This window comes from Haemophilus influenzae (assembly GCF_019703545.1).
Taxonomy (GTDB): domain Bacteria; phylum Pseudomonadota; class Gammaproteobacteria; order Enterobacterales; family Pasteurellaceae; genus Haemophilus; species Haemophilus influenzae_E.
Window position 1 is genome coordinate 389,947 of the sequence record NZ_AP018771.1, and the last position, 19,609, is coordinate 409,555.

The 19,609-nt window shown below is 40.4% G+C and carries 14 protein-coding genes, 1 tRNA gene and 3 rRNA genes; 4 read left to right on the plus strand and 14 right to left on the minus strand.

Annotation, left to right across the window (positions count from 1 at the left end; genetic code table 11):
* Window positions 1-2: 2 nt before the first annotated feature.
* From rsmB to gmhB, 10 genes are all read right to left on the minus strand, one after another.
* Complete coding sequence (gene rsmB, locus K6J66_RS01960) at window positions 3-1,355, minus strand: 16S rRNA (cytosine(967)-C(5))-methyltransferase RsmB (RefSeq protein WP_038439505.1); 1,353 nt, start codon at window positions 1,353-1,355, stop codon at window positions 3-5.
* On the minus strand, window positions 1,355-2,311 hold the full coding sequence (fmt, locus tag K6J66_RS01965; protein ID WP_038439504.1) for a methionyl-tRNA formyltransferase: 957 nt from the start codon (window positions 2,309-2,311) through the stop codon (window positions 1,355-1,357). Before fmt ends, rsmB begins: the two co-directional genes overlap by 1 nt.
* A gap of 93 nt (window positions 2,312-2,404) precedes the next feature.
* Complete coding sequence (def, locus tag K6J66_RS01970) at window positions 2,405-2,914, minus strand: peptide deformylase (RefSeq protein WP_005630900.1); 510 nt, start codon at window positions 2,912-2,914, stop codon at window positions 2,405-2,407.
* 315 nt (window positions 2,915-3,229) lie between these two features.
* Complete coding sequence (locus K6J66_RS01975; protein WP_038439503.1) at window positions 3,230-3,742, minus strand: hypothetical protein; 513 nt, start codon at window positions 3,740-3,742, stop codon at window positions 3,230-3,232.
* Window positions 3,743-3,751: 9 nt separating this feature from the next.
* On the minus strand, window positions 3,752-3,979 hold the full coding sequence (locus K6J66_RS01980) for a hypothetical protein (protein WP_005667093.1): 228 nt from the start codon (window positions 3,977-3,979) through the stop codon (window positions 3,752-3,754).
* 270 nt (window positions 3,980-4,249) lie between these two features.
* Window positions 4,250-4,365, minus strand: a 5S ribosomal RNA gene (rrf, locus tag K6J66_RS01985).
* Window positions 4,366-4,607: 242 nt separating this feature from the next.
* Window positions 4,608-7,721, minus strand: a 23S ribosomal RNA gene (locus tag K6J66_RS01990).
* A gap of 270 nt (window positions 7,722-7,991) precedes the next feature.
* Window positions 7,992-8,067 (minus strand) — tRNA-Glu (locus tag K6J66_RS01995).
* A gap of 131 nt (window positions 8,068-8,198) precedes the next feature.
* Window positions 8,199-9,738 (minus strand): 16S ribosomal RNA (locus K6J66_RS02000).
* The 16S, 23S and 5S rRNA genes sit together here with 1 tRNA gene alongside, the layout of an rRNA operon.
* 340 nt (window positions 9,739-10,078) lie before the next feature.
* Complete coding sequence (gmhB, locus tag K6J66_RS02005) at window positions 10,079-10,633, minus strand: D-glycero-beta-D-manno-heptose 1,7-bisphosphate 7-phosphatase (RefSeq protein WP_038439502.1); 555 nt, start codon at window positions 10,631-10,633, stop codon at window positions 10,079-10,081.
* 175 nt (window positions 10,634-10,808) lie between these two features.
* On the opposite strand from gmhB, the gene metN reads away from it, so the two are divergent.
* From metN to K6J66_RS02020, 3 genes are read left to right on the plus strand one after another with little or no spacing between them, the layout of a single operon-like run.
* The gene (gene metN, locus K6J66_RS02010) at window positions 10,809-11,846 is read left to right on the plus strand and encodes a methionine ABC transporter ATP-binding protein MetN (RefSeq protein ID WP_005672315.1); all 1,038 of its coding nucleotides are present in this window, start codon (window positions 10,809-10,811) and stop codon (window positions 11,844-11,846) included.
* The gene (locus tag K6J66_RS02015) at window positions 11,836-12,525 is read left to right on the plus strand and encodes a methionine ABC transporter permease (protein WP_038439501.1); all 690 of its coding nucleotides are present in this window, start codon (window positions 11,836-11,838) and stop codon (window positions 12,523-12,525) included. The genes metN and K6J66_RS02015 overlap by 11 nt, the downstream gene beginning before the upstream one ends.
* 38 nt (window positions 12,526-12,563) lie before the next feature.
* Window positions 12,564-13,382 (plus strand): MetQ/NlpA family lipoprotein, encoded by an 819-nt coding sequence (locus K6J66_RS02020; RefSeq protein WP_038439500.1) that lies wholly within the window; start codon window positions 12,564-12,566, stop codon window positions 13,380-13,382.
* Window positions 13,383-13,683: 301 nt separating this feature from the next.
* Here the strand turns inward: K6J66_RS02020 and K6J66_RS02025 are convergent, their stop codons facing one another.
* From K6J66_RS02025 to rapA, 4 genes are read right to left on the minus strand one after another with little or no spacing between them, the layout of a single operon-like run.
* Complete coding sequence (locus K6J66_RS02025; RefSeq protein WP_038439499.1) at window positions 13,684-14,451, minus strand: DeoR/GlpR family transcriptional regulator; 768 nt, start codon at window positions 14,449-14,451, stop codon at window positions 13,684-13,686.
* A 29-nt stretch (window positions 14,452-14,480) separates the two neighbouring features.
* Window positions 14,481-15,059: a rhomboid family intramembrane serine protease gene (locus K6J66_RS02030; protein ID WP_038439498.1), complete on the minus strand. Its 579-nt coding sequence runs from the start codon at window positions 15,057-15,059 to the stop codon at window positions 14,481-14,483.
* A 26-nt stretch (window positions 15,060-15,085) separates the two neighbouring features.
* Window positions 15,086-15,745, minus strand: a complete 660-nt coding sequence (gene rluA / locus K6J66_RS02035; protein ID WP_038439497.1) for a bifunctional tRNA pseudouridine(32) synthase/23S rRNA pseudouridine(746) synthase RluA — start codon at window positions 15,743-15,745, stop codon at window positions 15,086-15,088.
* 2 nt (window positions 15,746-15,747) lie between these two features.
* On the minus strand, window positions 15,748-18,519 hold the full coding sequence (gene rapA / locus K6J66_RS02040; protein ID WP_110442685.1) for an RNA polymerase-associated protein RapA: 2,772 nt from the start codon (window positions 18,517-18,519) through the stop codon (window positions 15,748-15,750).
* Window positions 18,520-18,716: 197 nt separating this feature from the next.
* Here rapA and K6J66_RS02045 point away from each other — a divergent pair, with 197 nt between their 5' ends.
* On the plus strand, window positions 18,717-19,466 hold the full coding sequence (locus tag K6J66_RS02045) for a DeoR/GlpR family DNA-binding transcription regulator (RefSeq protein ID WP_005661551.1): 750 nt from the start codon (window positions 18,717-18,719) through the stop codon (window positions 19,464-19,466).
* The last annotated feature ends 143 nt before the right edge of the window (window positions 19,467-19,609 follow it).

The following is a 19,609-nucleotide window of genomic DNA, read 5'->3' on the forward strand; positions in this document are numbered from 1 at the left end:
CTTTATGCTCGTTTAAGCAATTTAGCATAATAGAACCCATCGCCACTATTTGGTTGTGGAATGAATTGAAAACCCACCGCACTTTTATCATCACTAAAGGGTAACGGCAATAACTCCGCATCCGCGTGAGCATTTAAAAATGCTTGGATTTGTTCGCAATTTTCTTCTGGCAATACAGAACAAGTCGCATAAAGCAAAACACCATTTGGCTTAAGTTTTTCCCAAAGCGCACTCAGAATTTTCTTCTGTAATTCAACGAGCTGAGCGATATCGGTTTCTTTACGTAACCATTTTATATCGGGGTGACGGCGAATCACTCCAGTTGCAGAACAAGGTGCATCAAGTAAAATTCGGTCAAATTTCACCGCACTTTTACCAATTTCAGCTAACCATTCGTCAGGTTTACTCGCATCGCCGCAAACCACTATCGCTTGCTGATTTAAACGTGCAAGATTTTCTTCTACTCGTTTTAAGCGATGAGATTCTACATCTAATGCAATCACATTAGCTTGAGGTGCCAGTTCTAAAATATGGGTCGTCTTACCACCGGGTGCAGCGCAAGCATCGAGGATCCATTCCTCATTTTTAGGCTCAAGCAACATTGCCGCCCATTGCGCACTCAAATCTTGTACCGTTACAGCACCTTCTTCAAAGTGCGGTAATTTTTGCACCGCAATCGGTATATCTAAACATAGCGCATTAGGATGGTGGCTTGTTTTCGAAGAAACACCTTGTTCTTCAAGTAAAGTGCGGTAAGTTTCAAGGGCGTTTTTTTGTGAATTCACACGTAGCCACATTGGTGGTTTCTGATTGTTCGCCTCAATAATCTCACGCCAATTCGGATAGGCTTTTTTTAATTTATTCACGAACCATTCAGGGTGAAGCGTTTGCCAATTTTTATCGATAATCGCCAAAATTTCATCTTGCTCACGTAAAAATCTACGCAAAACCGCATTCACTAATCCTATAAAACTATCAGATTTTAATGATTTTGTTGCATTCACAACTTCATCAACTGCCGCATGAGCAGGCACTCGCATATAAAGCAATTGGTATAATCCCACAAGCAACAGGCAATGAACAATGCGAGTTTTACCTTTAAGCGGTTTATCTACAAGACGTTTGATAATTTGCTCTAAGCGAGGCAATACTCGACACACGCCAAAACAAATTTCTTGTAGCAAGGGCAAATCTTGAGCTTTTACAGAAAGTTGCACTTCTGGGATTAACGCTGACAAGGATTTGCCCTCATCCAATACTTGCAAAATTAAGTTTGCTGCGATAGCCCTGGTCGAAAGTGCGGTCATTTTTACTGAATTTTTTACTTTGATAGTTTTAGAAGAGAATTTTTTCATTATGCAAGCACCTTACCAATAGTAAACCACTCTGCACGGCCATTTAATAAATCTTGTGCAGACATAGGCTTTTTACCTGCGGGTTGTAATTGCAATAAGTTTAAGACGCCATCGACAGTGGCAACTTGAATGCCATTTTTATCTGCACTTAAAATAGTTCCCGCTGGTTTATCTTGATGAGGCAATACTTCTGCTTGATATACTTTTAACGTTTGAGCATTGCCATCCTTATCTTCTGTTGAAAAATAAGCAATAGGCCAAGGATTAAAGGCACGGATATTACGCTCAAGTTGCATTGCAGAAAGAGACCAATCTAATTGTGCCTCTTCTTTAGAAAGTTTTTCTGCATAATTGCTTTGGCTGTCATCTTGTTTTTCGGCTATAAATTTACCATTTTCAAGATTATCTAAAACATCGATTAACGCCGATGGAGCAAGCTCCGCCAGTTTGTTATAAAGACTCGTTGAAGTTTCAGTCGGTAAAATATCACAATAGACTTTGTGTAACATATCACCTGTATCTAAACCTTCATCCATTTGCATAATGGTTACACCAGTTTGTGTATCACCAGCCCAAATTGAACGCTGAATGGGTGCCGCTCCTCGCCAACGTGGAAGAATAGAACCATGCACATTCAAACAACCTAAACGAGGGGCATCTAATACAGCTTTCGGTAAAATTAATCCATAAGCCACAACAACCATTACATCTGCATTTAACGCTTTTAATTCAGTCTGTGCCTCTTCTTTACGTAAGGATTTAGGTTGATAAACGGAAATGTTATTTTGCTCAGCAAGTTGCTTGACAGGGCTTGCTTGCAATTTCTTACCGCGACCTGCTGGTTTATCAGGTTGAGTATAAACAGCGATCACATTATGTTGAGAATTTAGAATAGCTTGTAAATGCTGTGCAGCAAAATCTGGCGTACCAGCAAAAATAATATTAAGTGATTTCATAATGTTCTACGTTATGGTGATTGATAGGAAGTAGGGTGGGCTTTAGCCCACCATTTTTTGAAATGATTGGTGGGCTAAAGCCCACCCTACGTTTTAGCTTTTCGCAATCTGCTTCTTATATTTAATTAACTTTTCTTTAATACGTTGGCGTTTAAGTGGAGAAAGATAATCAACAAATAAAATTCCGTTAAGGTGGTCGATCTCGTGTTGAATACAGATTGCAAGCAAACCATCCGCATCTAAAGTAAATTCTTTACCGTCACGATCCAACGCTCTCACTGTCACTTTTTCTTTACGAGGAACCAACGCACGGAACCCTGGAATGGATAAACACCCCTCTTCAATTCCCGTTTCGCCTTCAGAAGCCAAAATTTCAGGGTTAATCAAAACAAACTGATTCTGTTTATCGCCTTCAACATCAATAGTAATAATACGTTGCAAAATATCTACTTGAGGTGCAGCTAAACCAATACCTTTCTCTTGGTACATCGTGTCAAACATATCATCAACAATTTTACGAATTGCATCATTAACTTCAGTAACAGGCTCACAGACAACCTTTAAGTGATCATCAGGATAAATTAATACATTAAGTGCGGTCATAATTTCTCTTGTTTTTAAGGGTAGAATTTTAGCGGGATTATAGCACAGCTAATAAAACATTTATAGGAATGTGACTTCATATGAGTTGAAAAATCACTTACTTATTGAAAATTAAAATTAGACTCTTATTTGATTAAATAATGAGTAGATTCCCAAAAGCTAAAACCCCATATCTTTCGACACGGGGTTCTTCTGTTTTTATTTAACCTAGATAAGTATTTGGTAACCTGGCGGTGCCCTACTCTCACATAGGGAAACCCCACACTACCATCGAAATTACAGAGTTTCACTTCTGATATACATGAGATATGAAAATTATTTATTAATACCTTTTAAAACGGATAATAGAAAAATCAAGATAGTAGAAATAAAAGATAATATAGTTGCAGGAATCTCAGAATAATCAGTCATATTACTAACAAACCTATCTATTCCATTCCAAAATTCATAATTAAACACTTCTGAATAAGCTTTAGTAGCCAGTGCAGGAGTTATTATATTTATCAACATAAGCAATAGAGTGGTAAATAGAAAGATATAAGCAATATTTCTATTTAATTTTAATGAATTTAAACGTTGAATTGAAAATATAATAAGGCCGATAGTAGATGTAACCATAACAATCACCAATCCCCAAGCTATAACTGAATTAACATCACCATCAAATAAATTGTATCTCAGTAAGTAAGATTGACTCCAAGGAAGAAAGAATAATGAAATGGAAATTGTACTATAAATAATAAACTCTATTCTGTCTATTTCTTTCTTAAGAGAAATAAACTCAGACATTTGTGTTTTAATATTTTCAAACCCTTGATTATTATTCATAACTTCTCCTTATTTAACCTTGATATGCAAAATAACCGCATTGATTTCACATCGATAAATAATATGATAATCTGGATTTTCATCAATAATCCTTTTCATAGATTTATCAATCGTTCGCTTTGTGTAATGTAGCAAAACGGTAGCTTTTTGTTCTTTGTCTGAAAGATGGGCTTCTTCTTTTAAAATCACAATTTTAGATTGCACGACTCGATTCAATAATTCGTATGACGTTTCCATTCTAAACCTCTCCAAAGTTAAATTGTTTCTTAGCAGTATGTTTCCTTAGATATGTCAATATCTAAGGACTTTAGTATACTAAAGTGAAAAATACTTTATTTTTGTTCTGATTAGAATAATAAAAATGGGAAGGATAGGAAGGACATAGGTAAAAAAGAAATAGGGTTTTGAAAAATCTTTTCAGGTATATCTATTTGTAAAAAACAAAAACCCCATATCTTTCGACACGGGGTTCTTCTGTTTTTATTTAACTTAGATAAGTATTTGCTAACCTGGCGGTGCCCTACTCTCACATGGGGAAACCCCACACTACCATCGGCATTACAGCGTTTCACTTCTGAGTTCGGTATGGTCTCAGGTGGGTCCACCGCACTATCGCCGCCAGGATAATTCTTTGATAACTCGTCTTTTCTTTTATCTCTCGTCTCTTTTATCTCTCGTTACTCAGTCTTTACTCTACCTTTCACTCGTTCTTATTGGTCACAAGCTAAACTCAATTTTCTTTCTATTAAGTCTTCTATACTTACTTTTCTTTGTTTAGTCTTTTACTTCGGTTTCCGCTCTACTTTTATTTGCTTCGCTTTTCATCTCTTACTTCACTTAGCTCCCAAAAACACTTGAGCGTTGTATAGTTAAGCCTCTCGGGCAATTAGTATCTGTTAGCTCAATGTATCACTACACTTACACACCAGACCTATCTACGTCTTAGTCTTAAACAACCCTTACAATCTCTTAGATTGGGAGAACTCATCTCTTGGCAAGTTTCGTGCTTAGATGCTTTCAGCACTTATCTCTTCCGCACTTAGCTACCCGGCAATGCGTCTGGCGACACAACCGGAACACCAGTGGTGCGTCCACTCCGGTCCTCTCGTACTAGGAGCAGCCCCAACCAATTCTCCTACGCCCACGGCAGATAGGGACCGAACTGTCTCACGACGTTCTAAACCCAGCTCGCGTACCACTTTAAATGGCGAACAGCCATACCCTTGGGACCTACTTCAGCCCCAGGATGTGATGAGCCGACATCGAGGTGCCAAACACCGCCGTCGATATGAACTCTTGGGCGGTATCAGCCTGTTATCCCCGGAGTACCTTTTATCCGTTGAGCGATGGCCCTTCCATTCAGAACCACCGGATCACTATGACCTACTTTCGTACCTGCTCGACTTGTCTGTCTCGCAGTTAAGCTTGCTTATACCATTGCACTAACCTCACGATGTCCGACCGTGATTAGCAAACCTTCGTGCTCCTCCGTTACGCTTTGGGAGGAGACCGCCCCAGTCAAACTACCCACCAGACACTGTCCGAGACCACGTTTCGTCATCTTCGTTAGAACATCAAACGTTAAAGGGTGGTATTTCAAGGTCGCCTCCACAATGACTGGCGTCACTGCTTCAAAGGCTCCCACCTATCCTACACATCAAAATTCAATGTTCAGTGTCAAGCTATAGTAAAGGTTCACGGGGTCTTTCCGTCTAGCCGCGGGTACACCGCATCTTCACGGCGATTTCAATTTCACTGAGTCTCGGGTGGAGACAGCCTGGCCATCATTATGCCATTCGTGCAGGTCGGAACTTACCCGACAAGGAATTTCGCTACCTTAGGACCGTTATAGTTACGGCCGCCGTTTACTGGGGCTTCGATCAGGTGCTTCTCTTGCGATTACACCATCAATTAACCTTCCAGCACCGGGCAGGCATCACACCCTATACCTCCACTTTCGTGTTTGCAGAGTGCTGTGTTTTTAATAAACAGTTGCAGCCAGCTGGTATCTTCGACCGGTTCAACCTTCAGGGGCTAGCCCTTACAATCTACGCCGGCGCACCTTCTCCCGAAGTTACGGTGCTATTTTGCCTAGTTCCTTCACCCGAGTTCTCTCAAGCGCCTGAGTATTCTCTACCTGACCACCTGTGTCGGTTTTCAGTACGGTTTAGTAAAGCCTTTCGCTTAGTGGCTTTTCCTGGAAGTGTGGTATCAGTTACTTCAGCTCCGTAGAGCCTCGTCATCATCTCTCTGTGTTAAGGAAGTCCGGATTTGCCTAAACTTCCCACCTACCAACTTAAACGCACATATCCAACAGTGCGATAACCTAACCTACTCCGTCCCCACATCGCAGCTTTACCAAGTACAGGAATATTAACCTGTTTCCCATCGACTACGCTTTTCAGCCTCGCCTTAGGAGCCGACTCACCCTGCCCCGATTAACGTTGGACAGGAACCCTTGGTCTTCCGGCGAACGGGTTTTTCACCCGTTTTATCGTTACTTATGTCAGCATTCGCACTTGTGATACGTCCAGCCCACCTCTCGATGAACCTTCTTCCGCTTACACAACGCTCCCCTACCCAACAGGCGTATCACTAATAATCCTCACTCTAAGATGCCCGACTCAACGTTCGGGTTGCTTGAACAACCTTTCATGTCGCTTCGCACCATTCTAGCTTGTTAATCGTAAGGCGTATTAGTGATACGCCTGATGCCGCAGCTTCGGTGCTATATTTCAGCCCCGTTACATCTTCCGCGCAGGCCGACTCGACTAGTGAGCTATTACGCTTTCTTTAAATGATGGCTGCTTCTAAGCCAACATCCTAGCTGTCTAAGCCTTCCCACTTCGTTTCCCACTTAATATAGACTTGGGGACCTTAGCTGGCGGTCTGGGTTGTTTCCCTCTCCACGACGGACGTTAGCACCCGCCGTGTGTCTCCTGAGTATCACTCTTTGGTATTCGTAGTTTGCATCGGGTTGGTAAGCCGGGATGGCCCCCTAGCCGAAACAGTGCTCTACCCCCAAAGGTGTCACCTCAAGGCTCTACCTAAATAGATTTCGGGGAGAACCAGCTATCTCCCGGTTTGATTGGCCTTTCACCCCCAGCCACAAGTCATCCGCTAATTTTTCAACATTAGTCGGTTCGGTCCTCCAGTTAGTGTTACCCAACCTTCAACCTGCCCATGGCTAGATCACCGGGTTTCGGGTCTATACCTTGCAACTACTCGCCCAGTTAAGACTCGGTTTCCCTTCGGCTCCCCTATTCAGTTAACCTCGCTACAAAATATAAGTCGCTGACCCATTATACAAAAGGTACGCAGTCACCCCATCACTTAATCCCACTGCTTATTTTGGGTGGTTTGACTCGCTTCGCTCCTCTTACCATTGTTTAAGTGCGGTTGCTTTTCATCACCTTCCAATCGGATTAAGTGATGGGGCTCCCACTGCTTGTACGTACAAGGTTTCAGGTTCTATTTCACTCCCCTCACCGGGGTTCTTTTCGCCTTTCCTTCACAGTACTGGTTCACTATCGGTCAATCAGGAGTATTTAGCCTTGGAGGATGGTCCCCCCTTCTTCAAACAGGATATCACGTGTCCCGCCCTACTTCTCGTTAGCTTAGTACCACAATATGGTTTTTAGATACGGGATTATCACCCTCTTTGATTGTGCTTCCCAACACATTCTCCTAACTATACTGCTATCACTTACTGGCTCTTTCGCTTTCGCTCGCCGCTACTGACGAAATCTCGGTTGATTTCTTTTCCTCGGGGTACTTAGATGTTTCAGTTCTCCCGGTTTGCCTCAACAAGCTATGAATTCACTTGTTGATAGTAGATTCTTCATCTACTGGGTTTCCCCATTCGGATATCTTGGATTAAACGCCTCTTATCGACTCATCCAAGCTTTTCGCAGATTAGCACGTCCTTCTTCGCCTCTGATTGCCAAGGCATCCACCTTGTACGCTTAGTCACTTAACTATACAACCTCAAATGTTTTCTATCACTTTAAGTTTTCACTTCAAAGTGCGGTCAATTTGATGCGTATTTTCATTCAACTAAACACTTGATTGCTTTTGTTCAATCAAGATTTTATGCAAAACAGGTTTTGTTTTTAGAGTTTCCTTCTCCGTTCCCTCTTTTCACTTTCCCGTCTTGCCTACTCAGACTTTCTCTCGAAAATCTCTTGTTTTCAGCTTGTTTCCAATTTTTTAAAGAACAGTAAGATAATCTAATAAAGTTATCTTTAATTGGCGTCCCCACGGGGATTCGAACCCCGGTTACCGCCGTGAAAGGGCGATGTCCTAGGCCTCTAGACGATGGGGACATCAATTAAAGATACTCTATTTTCTTTTTATCTTTTAACGTTTATTTTTCAACGTTGCTTTCGCTTCGTTTTTAATCTTGTCTACAACTATCAGCCAATCTGTGTGAGCACTCGCTGTCTCTCGTCTTCAGTAAGGAGGTGATCCAACCGCAGGTTCCCCTACGGTTACCTTGTTACGACTTCACCCCAGTCATGAATCATACCGTGGTAAACGCCCTCCAAAAGGTTAAGCTATCTACTTCTGGTACAACCCACTCCCATGGTGTGACGGGCGGTGTGTACAAGGCCCGGGAACGTATTCACCGCGACATTCTGATTTGCGATTACTAGCGATTCCGACTTCATGGAGTCGAGTTGCAGACTCCAATCCGGACTTAGACGTACTTTATGAGATTCGCTCCACCTCGCAGCTTCGCTTCCCTCTGTATACGCCATTGTAGCACGTGTGTAGCCCTACTCGTAAGGGCCATGATGACTTGACGTCATCCCCACCTTCCTCCAGTTTATCACTGGCAGTCTCCTTTGAGTTCCCGACCAAGTCGCTGGCAACAAAGGATAAGGGTTGCGCTCGTTGCGGGACTTAACCCAACATTTCACAACACGAGCTGACGACAGCCATGCAGCACCTGTCTCTAAGTTCCCGAAGGCACAAGCTCATCTCTGAGCTCTTCTTAGGATGTCAAGAGTAGGTAAGGTTCTTCGCGTTGCATCGAATTAAACCACATGCTCCACCGCTTGTGCGGGCCCCCGTCAATTCATTTGAGTTTTAACCTTGCGGCCGTACTCCCCAGGCGGTCGATTTATCACGTTAGCTACGGGCGCCAGAGTTAAACCCCAACCCCCAAATCGACAGCGTTTACAGCGTGGACTACCAGGGTATCTAATCCTGTTTGCTCCCCACGCTTTCGCACATGAGCGTCAGTACATTCCCAAGGGGCTGCCTTCGCCTTCGGTATTCCTCCACATCTCTACGCATTTCACCGCTACACGTGGAATTCTACCCCTCCCTAAAGTACTCTAGTTACCCAGTCTGAAATGCAATTCCCAGGTTAAGCCCGGGGCTTTCACACCTCACTTAAATAACCGCCTGCGTGCCCTTTACGCCCAGTTATTCCGATTAACGCTCGCACCCTCCGTATTACCGCGGCTGCTGGCACGGAGTTAGCCGGTGCTTCTTCTGTATTTAACGTCAATGATGTGTACTATTAGCACACACCCCTTCCTCAATACCGAAAGAACTTTACAACCCGAAGGCCTTCTTCATTCACGCGGCATGGCTGCGTCAGGGTTCCCCCCATTGCGCAATATTCCCCACTGCTGCCTCCCGTAGGAGTCTGGACCGTGTCTCAGTTCCAGTGTGGCTGGTCATCCTCTCAGACCAGCTAGAGATCGCTGGCTTGGTAGGCCTTTACCCCACCAACTACCTAATCCCACTTGGGCTCATCCTATGGCATGCGGCCTCTCAGTCCCGCACTTTCATCTTCCGATAATACGCGGTATTAGCGACAGTTTCCCGTCGTTATCCCCCTCCATAGGCCAGATTCCCAAGCATTACTCACCCGTCCGCCACTCGTCAGCAAGAAAGCAAGCTTTCTCCTGCTACCGTTCGACTTGCATGTGTTAAGCCTGCCGCCAGCGTTCAATCTGAGCCATGATCAAACTCTTCAATTCAAGTTCAATCGCTCAATAAACTGCTTAGCTATAAATAAAACACTACTTAAAAAAGTAATAATGAATTTTCAGTTAAGCACCTATTAAGACTTCAAAATTAAAAAATATTTTTAAAACAAGTCAATCAACAAGTGCCCACACAGATTGTCTGATATATTGTTAAAGAGCAAAAAATAACGACGCACTTGGAAACTTAAAAAACTTCACAACAGTGCGTCGTTGTGTGCGGTGCATTATAGGGATTTTCAAATCCCTTGCAAGTACTTTTTGCAAAAATATTTAAAAAAATGATCTTTTGATTAAAGTACAAGCGATTAGAGCAAAATATAGATCTTTTTGGCTATTTTTTTAAGCGTTTTAAAATTCTCGGAAGATCTACGATAGAATCTAGCACATAATCCGCTATTCCTTCTCCTTCCCCTGTTACTGGTTTACCAGTACGAACTAATACGTTCATTTTTACCTTCGCACCAATCCCCGCTTTTAGGTCTTCAACTTTATCTCCAACCATAATAGATTGCCTAGGATCGATCTTTAATTCTTTGATCGCTTGCAATAACATTCCCGATTTAGGCTTCCGACAATCACAATCTTCTTTATATTCGCCCTTTCCCTCAGAATGATGTGGACAATAGTAAATACCATCCAAATCCACATCTTGTTCAGCTAACGACCAATCCATCCATTCTGTTAATTGTAAAAACTGATCCTCAGAAAAATAACCACGTGCAATGCCCGACTGGTTGGTCACTAATACCAACATATATCCCATTTTCTTTAATTCTCGCAATGCATCAATCGCACCATCAATAAATTTAAAGTTATCAATTTCGTGTACATAACCATAATCAATATTTAACGTGCCATCGCGATCTAAAAAAATAGCCTTATTCATTCTCTAACCTTTTATACATGTCAAATTGACGAAAATTATCTATTTAATCCAAGCAATTAGCAAATATAAGTCATAACTAATCTGTCTAAAAAAGATAATCTGACATATTGACATAGCAATCTAGACATCTAGAATACCAAAACAGATTTAAAAACAATAAATAAAAAGGGCTTATATGATTAAGCTAAATAATATTACGAAAATTTTTGAGCTACCGAACAAAAAATTGACTGCGCTTGATAATGTTTCGTTGAATATCGAAAAAGGTCAAATCTGTGGCGTAATTGGTGCATCTGGTGCAGGAAAAAGTACATTAATTCGCTGTGTGAACTTATTAGAAAAACCGACAAGCGGTTCCGTTATTGTTGATGGCGTAGAATTAACAAAACTTTCTGATCGCGAATTAGTACTTGCTCGTCGTCAAATTGGAATGATTTTTCAGCATTTCAATTTACTAAGTTCTCGCACCGTCTTTGAAAACGTGGCATTATCCTTAGAATTAGAAGGTGAACCAAAAGCAAAAATCCAAGAAAAAATTACCGCACTTTTAGAGCTTGTTGGTTTAAGTGAAAAACGTGATGCTTACCCAAGCAATCTTTCGGGTGGGCAAAAACAACGTGTAGCTATTGCACGCGCCTTAGCGAGCGATCCTAAAGTCTTATTATGTGATGAAGCAACGAGTGCATTAGATCCTGCAACGACGCAATCTATTCTGAAATTATTAAAGGAAATTAACCGCACTTTAGGTATTACGATTTTGTTGATTACCCATGAAATGGAAGTTGTTAAACAGATTTGTGATCAAGTTGCTGTTATTGATCAAGGTCGCCTCGTTGAACAGGGTACTGTCGGTGAAATTTTTGCAAACCCTAAAACAGAATTAGCACAAGAGTTTATTCGTTCGACCTTCCACATCAGTCTACCTGATGAATATTTGGAAAATCTTACTGATACACCGAAACATAGTAAAGCCTATCCAATCATCAAATTTGAGTTTACGGGTCGCTCAGTCGATGCACCGTTACTTTCTCAAGCATCAAAAAAATTTGGCGTGGAGCTCAGTATCTTAACCTCACAAATTGATTATGCTGGAGGCGTGAAATTTGGTTATACCATTGCTGAAGTAGAAGGCGATGAAGATGCCATTACGCAAACCAAAGTTTATTTAATGGAAAACAACGTGCGCGTGGAGGTGCTTGGTTATGTTCAATGATTTTTTGGCAACATTCAGCCAACAATTAACACCTCAAATATGGGGCGTTGTCGCAACCGCAACTTATGAAACTGTCTATATCAGTTTTGCATCTACCCTACTTGCTGTACTAGTCGGCGTGCCTGTGGGTGTATGGACGTTCTTAACTGGAAAAAATGAGATTTTACAAAATAACCGCACTCATTTTGTGTTAAACACGATTATTAATATCGGGCGTTCCATTCCATTTATTATTTTGCTCTTAATCTTATTACCTGTAACTCGTTTCATCGTGGGAACTGTATTAGGTACAACGGCAGCAATTATTCCATTAAGCATTTGTGCGATGCCATTCGTGGCTCGCTTAACTACTAATGCACTAATGGAAATTCCAAATGGTTTAACCGAAGCCGCTCAAGCAATGGGGGCTACTAAATGGCAAATTGTACGTAAATTCTATTTGCCAGAAGCTCTACCTACACTCATTAATGGTATCACGCTTACGCTGGTCACTTTAGTTGGTTACTCTGCAATGGCGGGGACTCAAGGCGGCGGTGGCTTAGGTAGCCTAGCTATCAACTACGGCGTATATCGCAATATGCCTTATGTCACTTGGGTGGCAACCATTATTATTGTGCTATTCGTTATGATTAGCCAAAAACTCGGCGATACACTGGCTAAAAAAGTGGATCATCGTTAATTAAACGCAACTCTTAACTTAAACAGGAAGGAAATCCTATGAAATTAAAACAACTTTTTGCAATCACTGCAATCGCATCAGCTCTCGTTTTAACAGGCTGTAAAGAAGACAAAAAACCTGAAGCAGCAGCACCGCTTAAAATCAAAGTAGGCGTGATGTCTGGCCCTGAGCATCAAGTTGCAGAAATTGCAGCAAAAGTCGCTAAAGAAAAATATGGTTTAGACGTTCAATTCGTTGAATTCAATGACTACGCATTACCAAATGAAGCTGTATCTAAAGGTGATTTAGATGCAAACGCAATGCAACATAAACCTTATTTAGATGAAGATGCAAAAGCGAAAAATTTAAATAACTTAGTTATCGTGGGTAATACTTTCGTTTATCCACTAGCAGGTTATTCTAAAAAAATCAAAAATGTGAATGAATTACAAGAAGGTGCTAAAATTGTTGTTCCTAACGATCCAACAAACCGTGGTCGTGCATTAATTCTTCTTGAAAAACAAGGTTTAATCAAATTAAAAGATGCAAATAACCTTCTTTCAACTGTATTAGATATTGTTGAAAATCCGAAAAAATTAAACATCACTGAAGTAGATACTTCTGTTGCGGCACGCGCATTAGACGACGTTGATTTAGCTGTAGTAAACAATACTTATGCGGGTCAAGTAGGCTTAAATGCTCAAGATGACGGTGTATTTGTAGAAGATAAAGATTCGCCATATGTGAACATTATCGTTTCTCGTACCGATAACAAAGACAGCAAAGCTGTTCAAGATTTCGTAAAATCTTACCAAACAGAAGAAGTTTACCAAGAAGCTCAAAAACACTTTAAAGATGGCGTTGTAAAAGGTTGGTAATTTCTACCGCACTTTAACTCATTACTAAATCCCTTGCCCAGCAAGGGATTTTCTTATCTAAGCTCGGAATGTTTTAAAGAATATTGATAGCTAAAAATAATTAGATAATACAGAAATATGAAATTTCTTTAATTGATTAAAAAAGCAAGATACTTTTACGCTTGGAAATGTTTAATTATAGAAAAGACAATAATTCAACGAGAGAATATTTAGATTACTTTTAGATAAAGTTCAATTAAATCAAAAATTAAGAGTAATAGCTTCTTTTATCGACAAATTAATAAGAAAATCAAAGATATTTTTACCGCACTTTACCATTACATAAAACCAATTTCGTTTTCTGAGCTTTCAGATAATTAACAATTCCTTCGGGAACATCATCCGTAAACAAATATTCTACATCACTTAATTCGCCCAAGCGAACAATCGCTTGGCGCGAAAATTTAGAGTGATCGGCCACTAATAAGGTCTGACGTGAACTTTCAATAATCGCTCGCTTTACTTGTACTTCATGGTAATCGTAATCCAATAATGAACCATCTGCATCGATCGCACTAATTCCTAAAATCCCGAAATCTAGGCGAAATTGAGAAATAAAATTCACCGTAGCTTCGCCAATAATTCCACCATCCATTCGTAACGATCCGCCCGCCATAACAATATCAAAACTTTCATTTTGGCGTAAAAGATGAGCGGCATTCAAATTGTTCGTCACAATTCGGAGTTTTTCGTGGCCAAGCAATGCATTGGCGACAGCCTCAGGCGTGGTACCAATATCAATAAACAACGATGCACCGTTAGGAATCAACTTCGCAACTTCTTGTGCAATATTATTTTTTTGTAATGAAAAGAATTGTTTACGATCCACGTAATCAGAATTTTCTGCAGAAGATGGTGATGCCGCGCCACCGTGATGGCGACGGATTAAATCCAACTCCGCCAAAATATTCAAATCACGGCGAATCGTTTGAGGGCTAACATCTAAGGCTGCAACCAATTCTTCCGTGCTTAAATAGCCAGATTGTCCCACCAGTTTAATAATTTTTTGATGGCGTAACGATTGTTTCATAGCGAATCCTTTATCCAAATTAAACGGGCTTACTCTAGCGAATTTTTGCACAATTTGCTATCAATAAATCCCCAAATCAAGCCAACAATCAAGCCTGATATATGCGCTGCATTTCCCATTTCAACACCAAATAAGGGGCTAATAAAACCTAATGCGATCCCCACCAATAACATTGTGAAAAAACCTTCTGGCAGATCAAATAAATGATGATTCAATTTATCACGTATAAATACATAACCTAGAACCGCATATACAACACCAGAAAGCCCAAAGAAAGTGGGGCCAGACACATAATTTTGCACATAGCCTGTTATGGCAGATGCTACAACATACAACATCAATAATTTGACCGAACCAAAAGTGCGTTCAATCATTCCACCGAAAATAAAAAACCAAGACAGATTAAACAAAATATGCAAATTAGATAAATGTACCAATGTATGTGAAATATAACGCCACACTTCGCTATCTTGCTCTTCGTAAGCGGGATAATGCATCAAATACATAATATCGTCTTCAAACCCCAGCTGTTGAGCAAGATAAATAAGCGCACAAAGTGCGGTAAGAATTAACGTGATTTTTCCTTGTTGAGCTAAAAAGTTTTTCATTCGTGATCTCATACTTCTGTGCAAATTTAAAAATCGGACTTCGCATTAAAAGTCATTGTTTCCCCTGTAATGGGGTGGGTAATCGTCAATTCTTCTGCGTGCAAACATAATCTTGACGACATAGCTTTAGCCTGTGGATGAGAATAAAATTTATCGCCTAGAATTGGATGCCCCAATGCTAACATGTGCAAGCGTAATTGATGAGATCTGCCTGTCACGGGCGTCAGTTTCACGCGAGTACTGTTATTCGGCAAACGTGCTAAAACTTCGAATTTTGTGACCGCTCTTTTTCCTAAAACGAAATCCAAACGTTGGCGAGGTCGATTTTCCCAATCACAAATCATCGGCAAATTTACCTCGCCATAATCGTTCTCCAAATGCCCCCAAACAATCGCTTGATAATGTTTTTTCGGTTCACGTTCGCGAAATTGACGTTTTAATTCACGATCCGCCGCCTTACTTAAAGCAAACACAATAATACCACTCGTTGCCATATCCAAACGATGAGCAGGCTCACAAAAGCCAAATTTTTCTTTTACTCGACTCATTGCGCTATCATAATATTGTGGTTGATTGCCCGGCACGGAAAGCAAACCGCTCGGTTTGTTTACCACGCACAAATGATTATCTTGATAAATAATATCCAAATAAGGTTCAAGAGGCGGATTGTATTCAATCAATGCCATTTTTATTCCTTGTTCGTCACAATGACACGCAAGCAATCCAAACGCCAATTTGCTTTAGAAAGCTCATCCAGTGATTGTGTTCGTTGTTGTTCCAAAATATCAATTTCGCTTTGGCGAATATTTTTATTCACTGCTCGCAAAGCCTGTAAACGATTAATTTCTGCGCTTAATTGTTGATCTGCTTGATTTTTAGCTTCAGCAATAATCGGTTCAGCTAAAGATTTTACGAGTTGATCGCCTCGTGTAATCAAGGCTTCAATATTGGCACGTGCCATTTTCACCATTTGATTAGCAATATTTTTACCAAGTGGTTTCAATTTGCTATGCAATGTTTCAAAAGCAACCTGCTCACCAATGTTATTTCCTTTGTTATCAAGCAGCAGACGAATAGGCGTTGGCGGCAAGAAACGATTGAGCTGTAATCCTTTTGGCGATTGGCTTTCCACCACGTAAATCAATTCAATTAATAAGGTTCCAGCGGGCAGTTGTTTATTCACAAGCAATGCCATTGCGGCTTTGCCAATATCACCCGAAGCAACAAGATCAATACCTTGACGAATCATAGGATGATCCCAAGTCAAGAATTCCATTTCTTCGCGGGCAAGGGCAAGTTCGCGATCAAAGGTAACCGTCACACCTTCTTCTTTTAAACCTGGAAAATCGGGCACAAGCATTGTCCCAGTTGGACTAATTACAATACTATTAGCCCCAAGATCTTCTTGCTCTACGCCAATAATATCAAATAATTTTAAAGCAAAATTCACAAGCTCTGGCGAATTATCTTCATCAGCAATTTGATCCGCTAATGCTTGTGCTTGCTCACCGCCATGAGAATTTAGCTCTAATAAACGATCGCGACCTTTTTCTAACTCAATCTTGAGTTTTTCCCGTGCGGTTTTAGTTTGTTTTAATAATTCGGAAAATTCATTCTCTGAAAGTGCGGTAGAATTTGACCGCACTTTTTCCAACTCATCGGCAAACTGAGAAAATAATGCCATTCCCATTGGACAAGTTTGTTCAAAAGCATTCAATCCCTCATTGTACCAACGTGCTAAACGACTTTGAGGCGAATCTTTCGCACAAGGCACATAAATTTGCACATCACGTTTTTGTCCAATACGATCTAATCGGCCAATACATTGTTCCAATAAATCGGGATTTGTCGGTAAATCAAATAACACTAAATTTGTTGCGAATTGGAAGTTACGCCCTTCCGAGCCAATACTCGAGCTCAGTAAAACCTGTGCGCCGTTTTCTAAATCCGCAAAATAAGCCGCGGCTCTATCACGTTCAATAATCGACATTTTTTCGTGGAACACTGCGGCGCGAATCGCCTCACGTTCACGTAAAATTTGTTCTAACTGAATCGCAGTTGCCGCCGTCTGGCAAATCACAAAGATTTTTTCATCGCGATGTAGTTTGAGGAAATCAATCAGCCAATCAATTTTATCATTCTCTTCAGAGAGAGTAATTTGATGATAAACACGGTGCGGAAAACCTTTCACCCCTTGACGTGTATTGCGGAATAACATTCGCCCCGTGCCGTGACGATCAATTAAGGCTTGAATCAATTCCTGACGGGCACGCTGTTGTTCTTCATCATTATTTGATGCAATTGCTTTAAAAAGTGGCTCGACATCTTGTTCAAGCAATAAATCAGAAATATGATTTTTTTCGACCGCACTTAATGCCTTATTTGCCAACAAAGATTCAACGGCATTAACCACAGGTTGATAGCCTTTCTGCTCTTTCACAAAGGTTTGATAATCAAAGAAACGTTCTGGATCCAGTAAGCGCAAACGAGCAAAATGACTTTCTTGCCCAAGTTGTTCTGGGGTTGCCGTGAGTAACAAGACGGATGGAATGATACGAGCAAGCTGTTCAACTAATAAATAAGCTGCACTTGGCGAGGTTTCAGACCACACCAAATGATGGGCTTCGTCCACAATTAAACAGTCAAATTGAGCATTGAGTGCCTGCTCCACTCGGTTTGGATGAGTTTCTAACCAATTCAGCGAACAGATAATTAAACTTTCAGTCGTGAATGGATTAACCGCATCAAGATCAAAATCGTTGCAACGTTCTTCATCAAAAAGTGCAAAATGCAAATTAAAACGACGAAGCATTTCCACCAGCCATTGATGTTGCAAGGTTTCTGGCACGATAATAAGAACACGTTGCACTTTCTCAGCAAAAAGTTGATTCTGCAAAATCATTCCTGCTTCAATGGTTTTCCCTAAACCAACCTCATCCGCCAATAACACGCGAGGATTAACTCGATTACCAACCTCTGTTGCAATATGAAGCTGATGGGGAATTAAACCCGCACGCGTTCCGTGTAAACCACGCAATGGCGATTTAAATTGTGCTTGCTGATGACAAAGCGTGCGATAACGCAATGCAAAATGAGTGCTGCGATCAATTTGTGCTGAAAACAGACGATCTTTCGCTTGACTAAAAGAAATAATCGGCGAAATATCACGTTCTTGCACAATAACATCTTCATCTTGTGGATTTTTAACTAAATAAAACAACAAACCGTTCATATTTTGAACGTCTAAAATCTCGCCTTGCCAGCCAGCTTGATGGGATAATGTTTCGCCTTTGCTAAATACAATTCGACTTAAAGGCGCTTGTGCAGCAGCATATATCCTCGTTTCATCCGCCGCAGGGAAATAAATCATGACGGTTCGTTGATCTAATGCGGTAATGATACCTAATCCTAAAGCGTTTTCACTTTCACTTAACCAACGCTGACCAATGGCAAAGGGCATAATTATTCTCTTTCTGATTTACATTGATAAAACTTGGGGGCGTATTGTAGCTTGCATACTCTTGAAAAGAAACTCACAAAAAATTGACCGCACTTTTAGGAAGATATACGTCACCCCAATATAATTTATCCTTGGATTTTCAATATACTCAAGCGTAAACTAGAATCTCGACTAAATCCACCGTATAGGGAAAAGAGATGAATTATCGTGATGAATTAATTTTACAATGGGTAAATCAACAAGGAAAAGCCAGCGTAATAGAACTTGCACAGCATTGTGATATTTCGGTGGAAACCATTCGTCGCGATTTGAACAAATTAGCGAACAAAGGCTTATTGCACCGAACCCACGGAGGAGCAGTAAGTAATAAAACCAAAGATTTAGGTTCATTTTTCCAAACTCGAAAACATATTAATGCAACAGCTAAACGACATATTGCCCAAAAAGCCTTGGATTTGCTATATGAAAATGCCGTTATAGGTTTAGATGCAAGCTCAACAAGTTGGTATTTTGCTTATTTAATGCCCGATATTCCTTGTACAGTAGTAACCAATTCAATGTTTAACATTAATGCCCTAGTTAATAAATCCAATGTTAAAACTATTGTTACTGGCGGAGTTTATTCAGCAAAATATGAAGCATTTTACGGTCCCTTATCTGAGTACTTATTACAACGATTACATATTAATTTTTCAGTGTTTTCTTGTTCAGGAATTGATAAAAACGGTAATATCTGGGAATCAAACGAGCTGAATGCCTCTTTAAAACGAAAAATGATGGAAGCTTCAGAACGTGCTTATTTGTTAATTGATTCTTCTAAATTTGAAAAAACAAGTTTGATTCAACTTGCCGATTTAAGCAAAATTAATACCATTTTTTCTGATCGGTCACTTCCCGATAACTTACAAAAATATTGTGAGCAACACGATATAATGACCGTTTTATAAAAATAGATGACCATTTTGACCGAAAATTACTAAAAATTGAAAGAATCGGTCATATACATTTCCTTAAATATAGTCAATTTTCGTGATCTGCTTCGCAGTTTTGCAACAAAATTTCATTTCTTACTGTTTTCCTTATCATTTTT

Coding starts and splice junctions, on each gene's coding strand:
- rsmB (WP_038439505.1), bottom strand. CDS start 1,355: ATGAAAAAATTCTCTTCTAAAACTATCAAAGTAAAAAATTCAGTAAAA.
- fmt (WP_038439504.1), bottom strand. CDS start 2,311: ATGAAATCACTTAATATTATTTTTGCTGGTACGCCAGATTTTGCTGCA.
- def (WP_005630900.1), bottom strand. CDS start 2,914: ATGACCGCACTTAATGTATTAATTTATCCTGATGATCACTTAAAGGTT.
- K6J66_RS01975 (WP_038439503.1), bottom strand. CDS start 3,742: ATGAATAATAATCAAGGGTTTGAAAATATTAAAACACAAATGTCTGAG.
- K6J66_RS01980 (WP_005667093.1), bottom strand. CDS start 3,979: ATGGAAACGTCATACGAATTATTGAATCGAGTCGTGCAATCTAAAATT.
- gmhB (WP_038439502.1), bottom strand. CDS start 10,633: ATGAATAAGGCTATTTTTTTAGATCGCGATGGCACGTTAAATATTGAT.
- metN (WP_005672315.1), top strand. CDS start 10,809: ATGATTAAGCTAAATAATATTACGAAAATTTTTGAGCTACCGAACAAA.
- K6J66_RS02015 (WP_038439501.1), top strand. CDS start 11,836: ATGTTCAATGATTTTTTGGCAACATTCAGCCAACAATTAACACCTCAA.
- K6J66_RS02020 (WP_038439500.1), top strand. CDS start 12,564: ATGAAATTAAAACAACTTTTTGCAATCACTGCAATCGCATCAGCTCTC.
- K6J66_RS02025 (WP_038439499.1), bottom strand. CDS start 14,451: ATGAAACAATCGTTACGCCATCAAAAAATTATTAAACTGGTGGGACAA.
- K6J66_RS02030 (WP_038439498.1), bottom strand. CDS start 15,059: ATGAAAAACTTTTTAGCTCAACAAGGAAAAATCACGTTAATTCTTACC.
- rluA (WP_038439497.1), bottom strand. CDS start 15,745: ATGGCATTGATTGAATACAATCCGCCTCTTGAACCTTATTTGGATATT.
- rapA (WP_110442685.1), bottom strand. CDS start 18,519: ATGCCCTTTGCCATTGGTCAGCGTTGGTTAAGTGAAAGTGAAAACGCT.
- K6J66_RS02045 (WP_005661551.1), top strand. CDS start 18,717: ATGAATTATCGTGATGAATTAATTTTACAATGGGTAAATCAACAAGGA.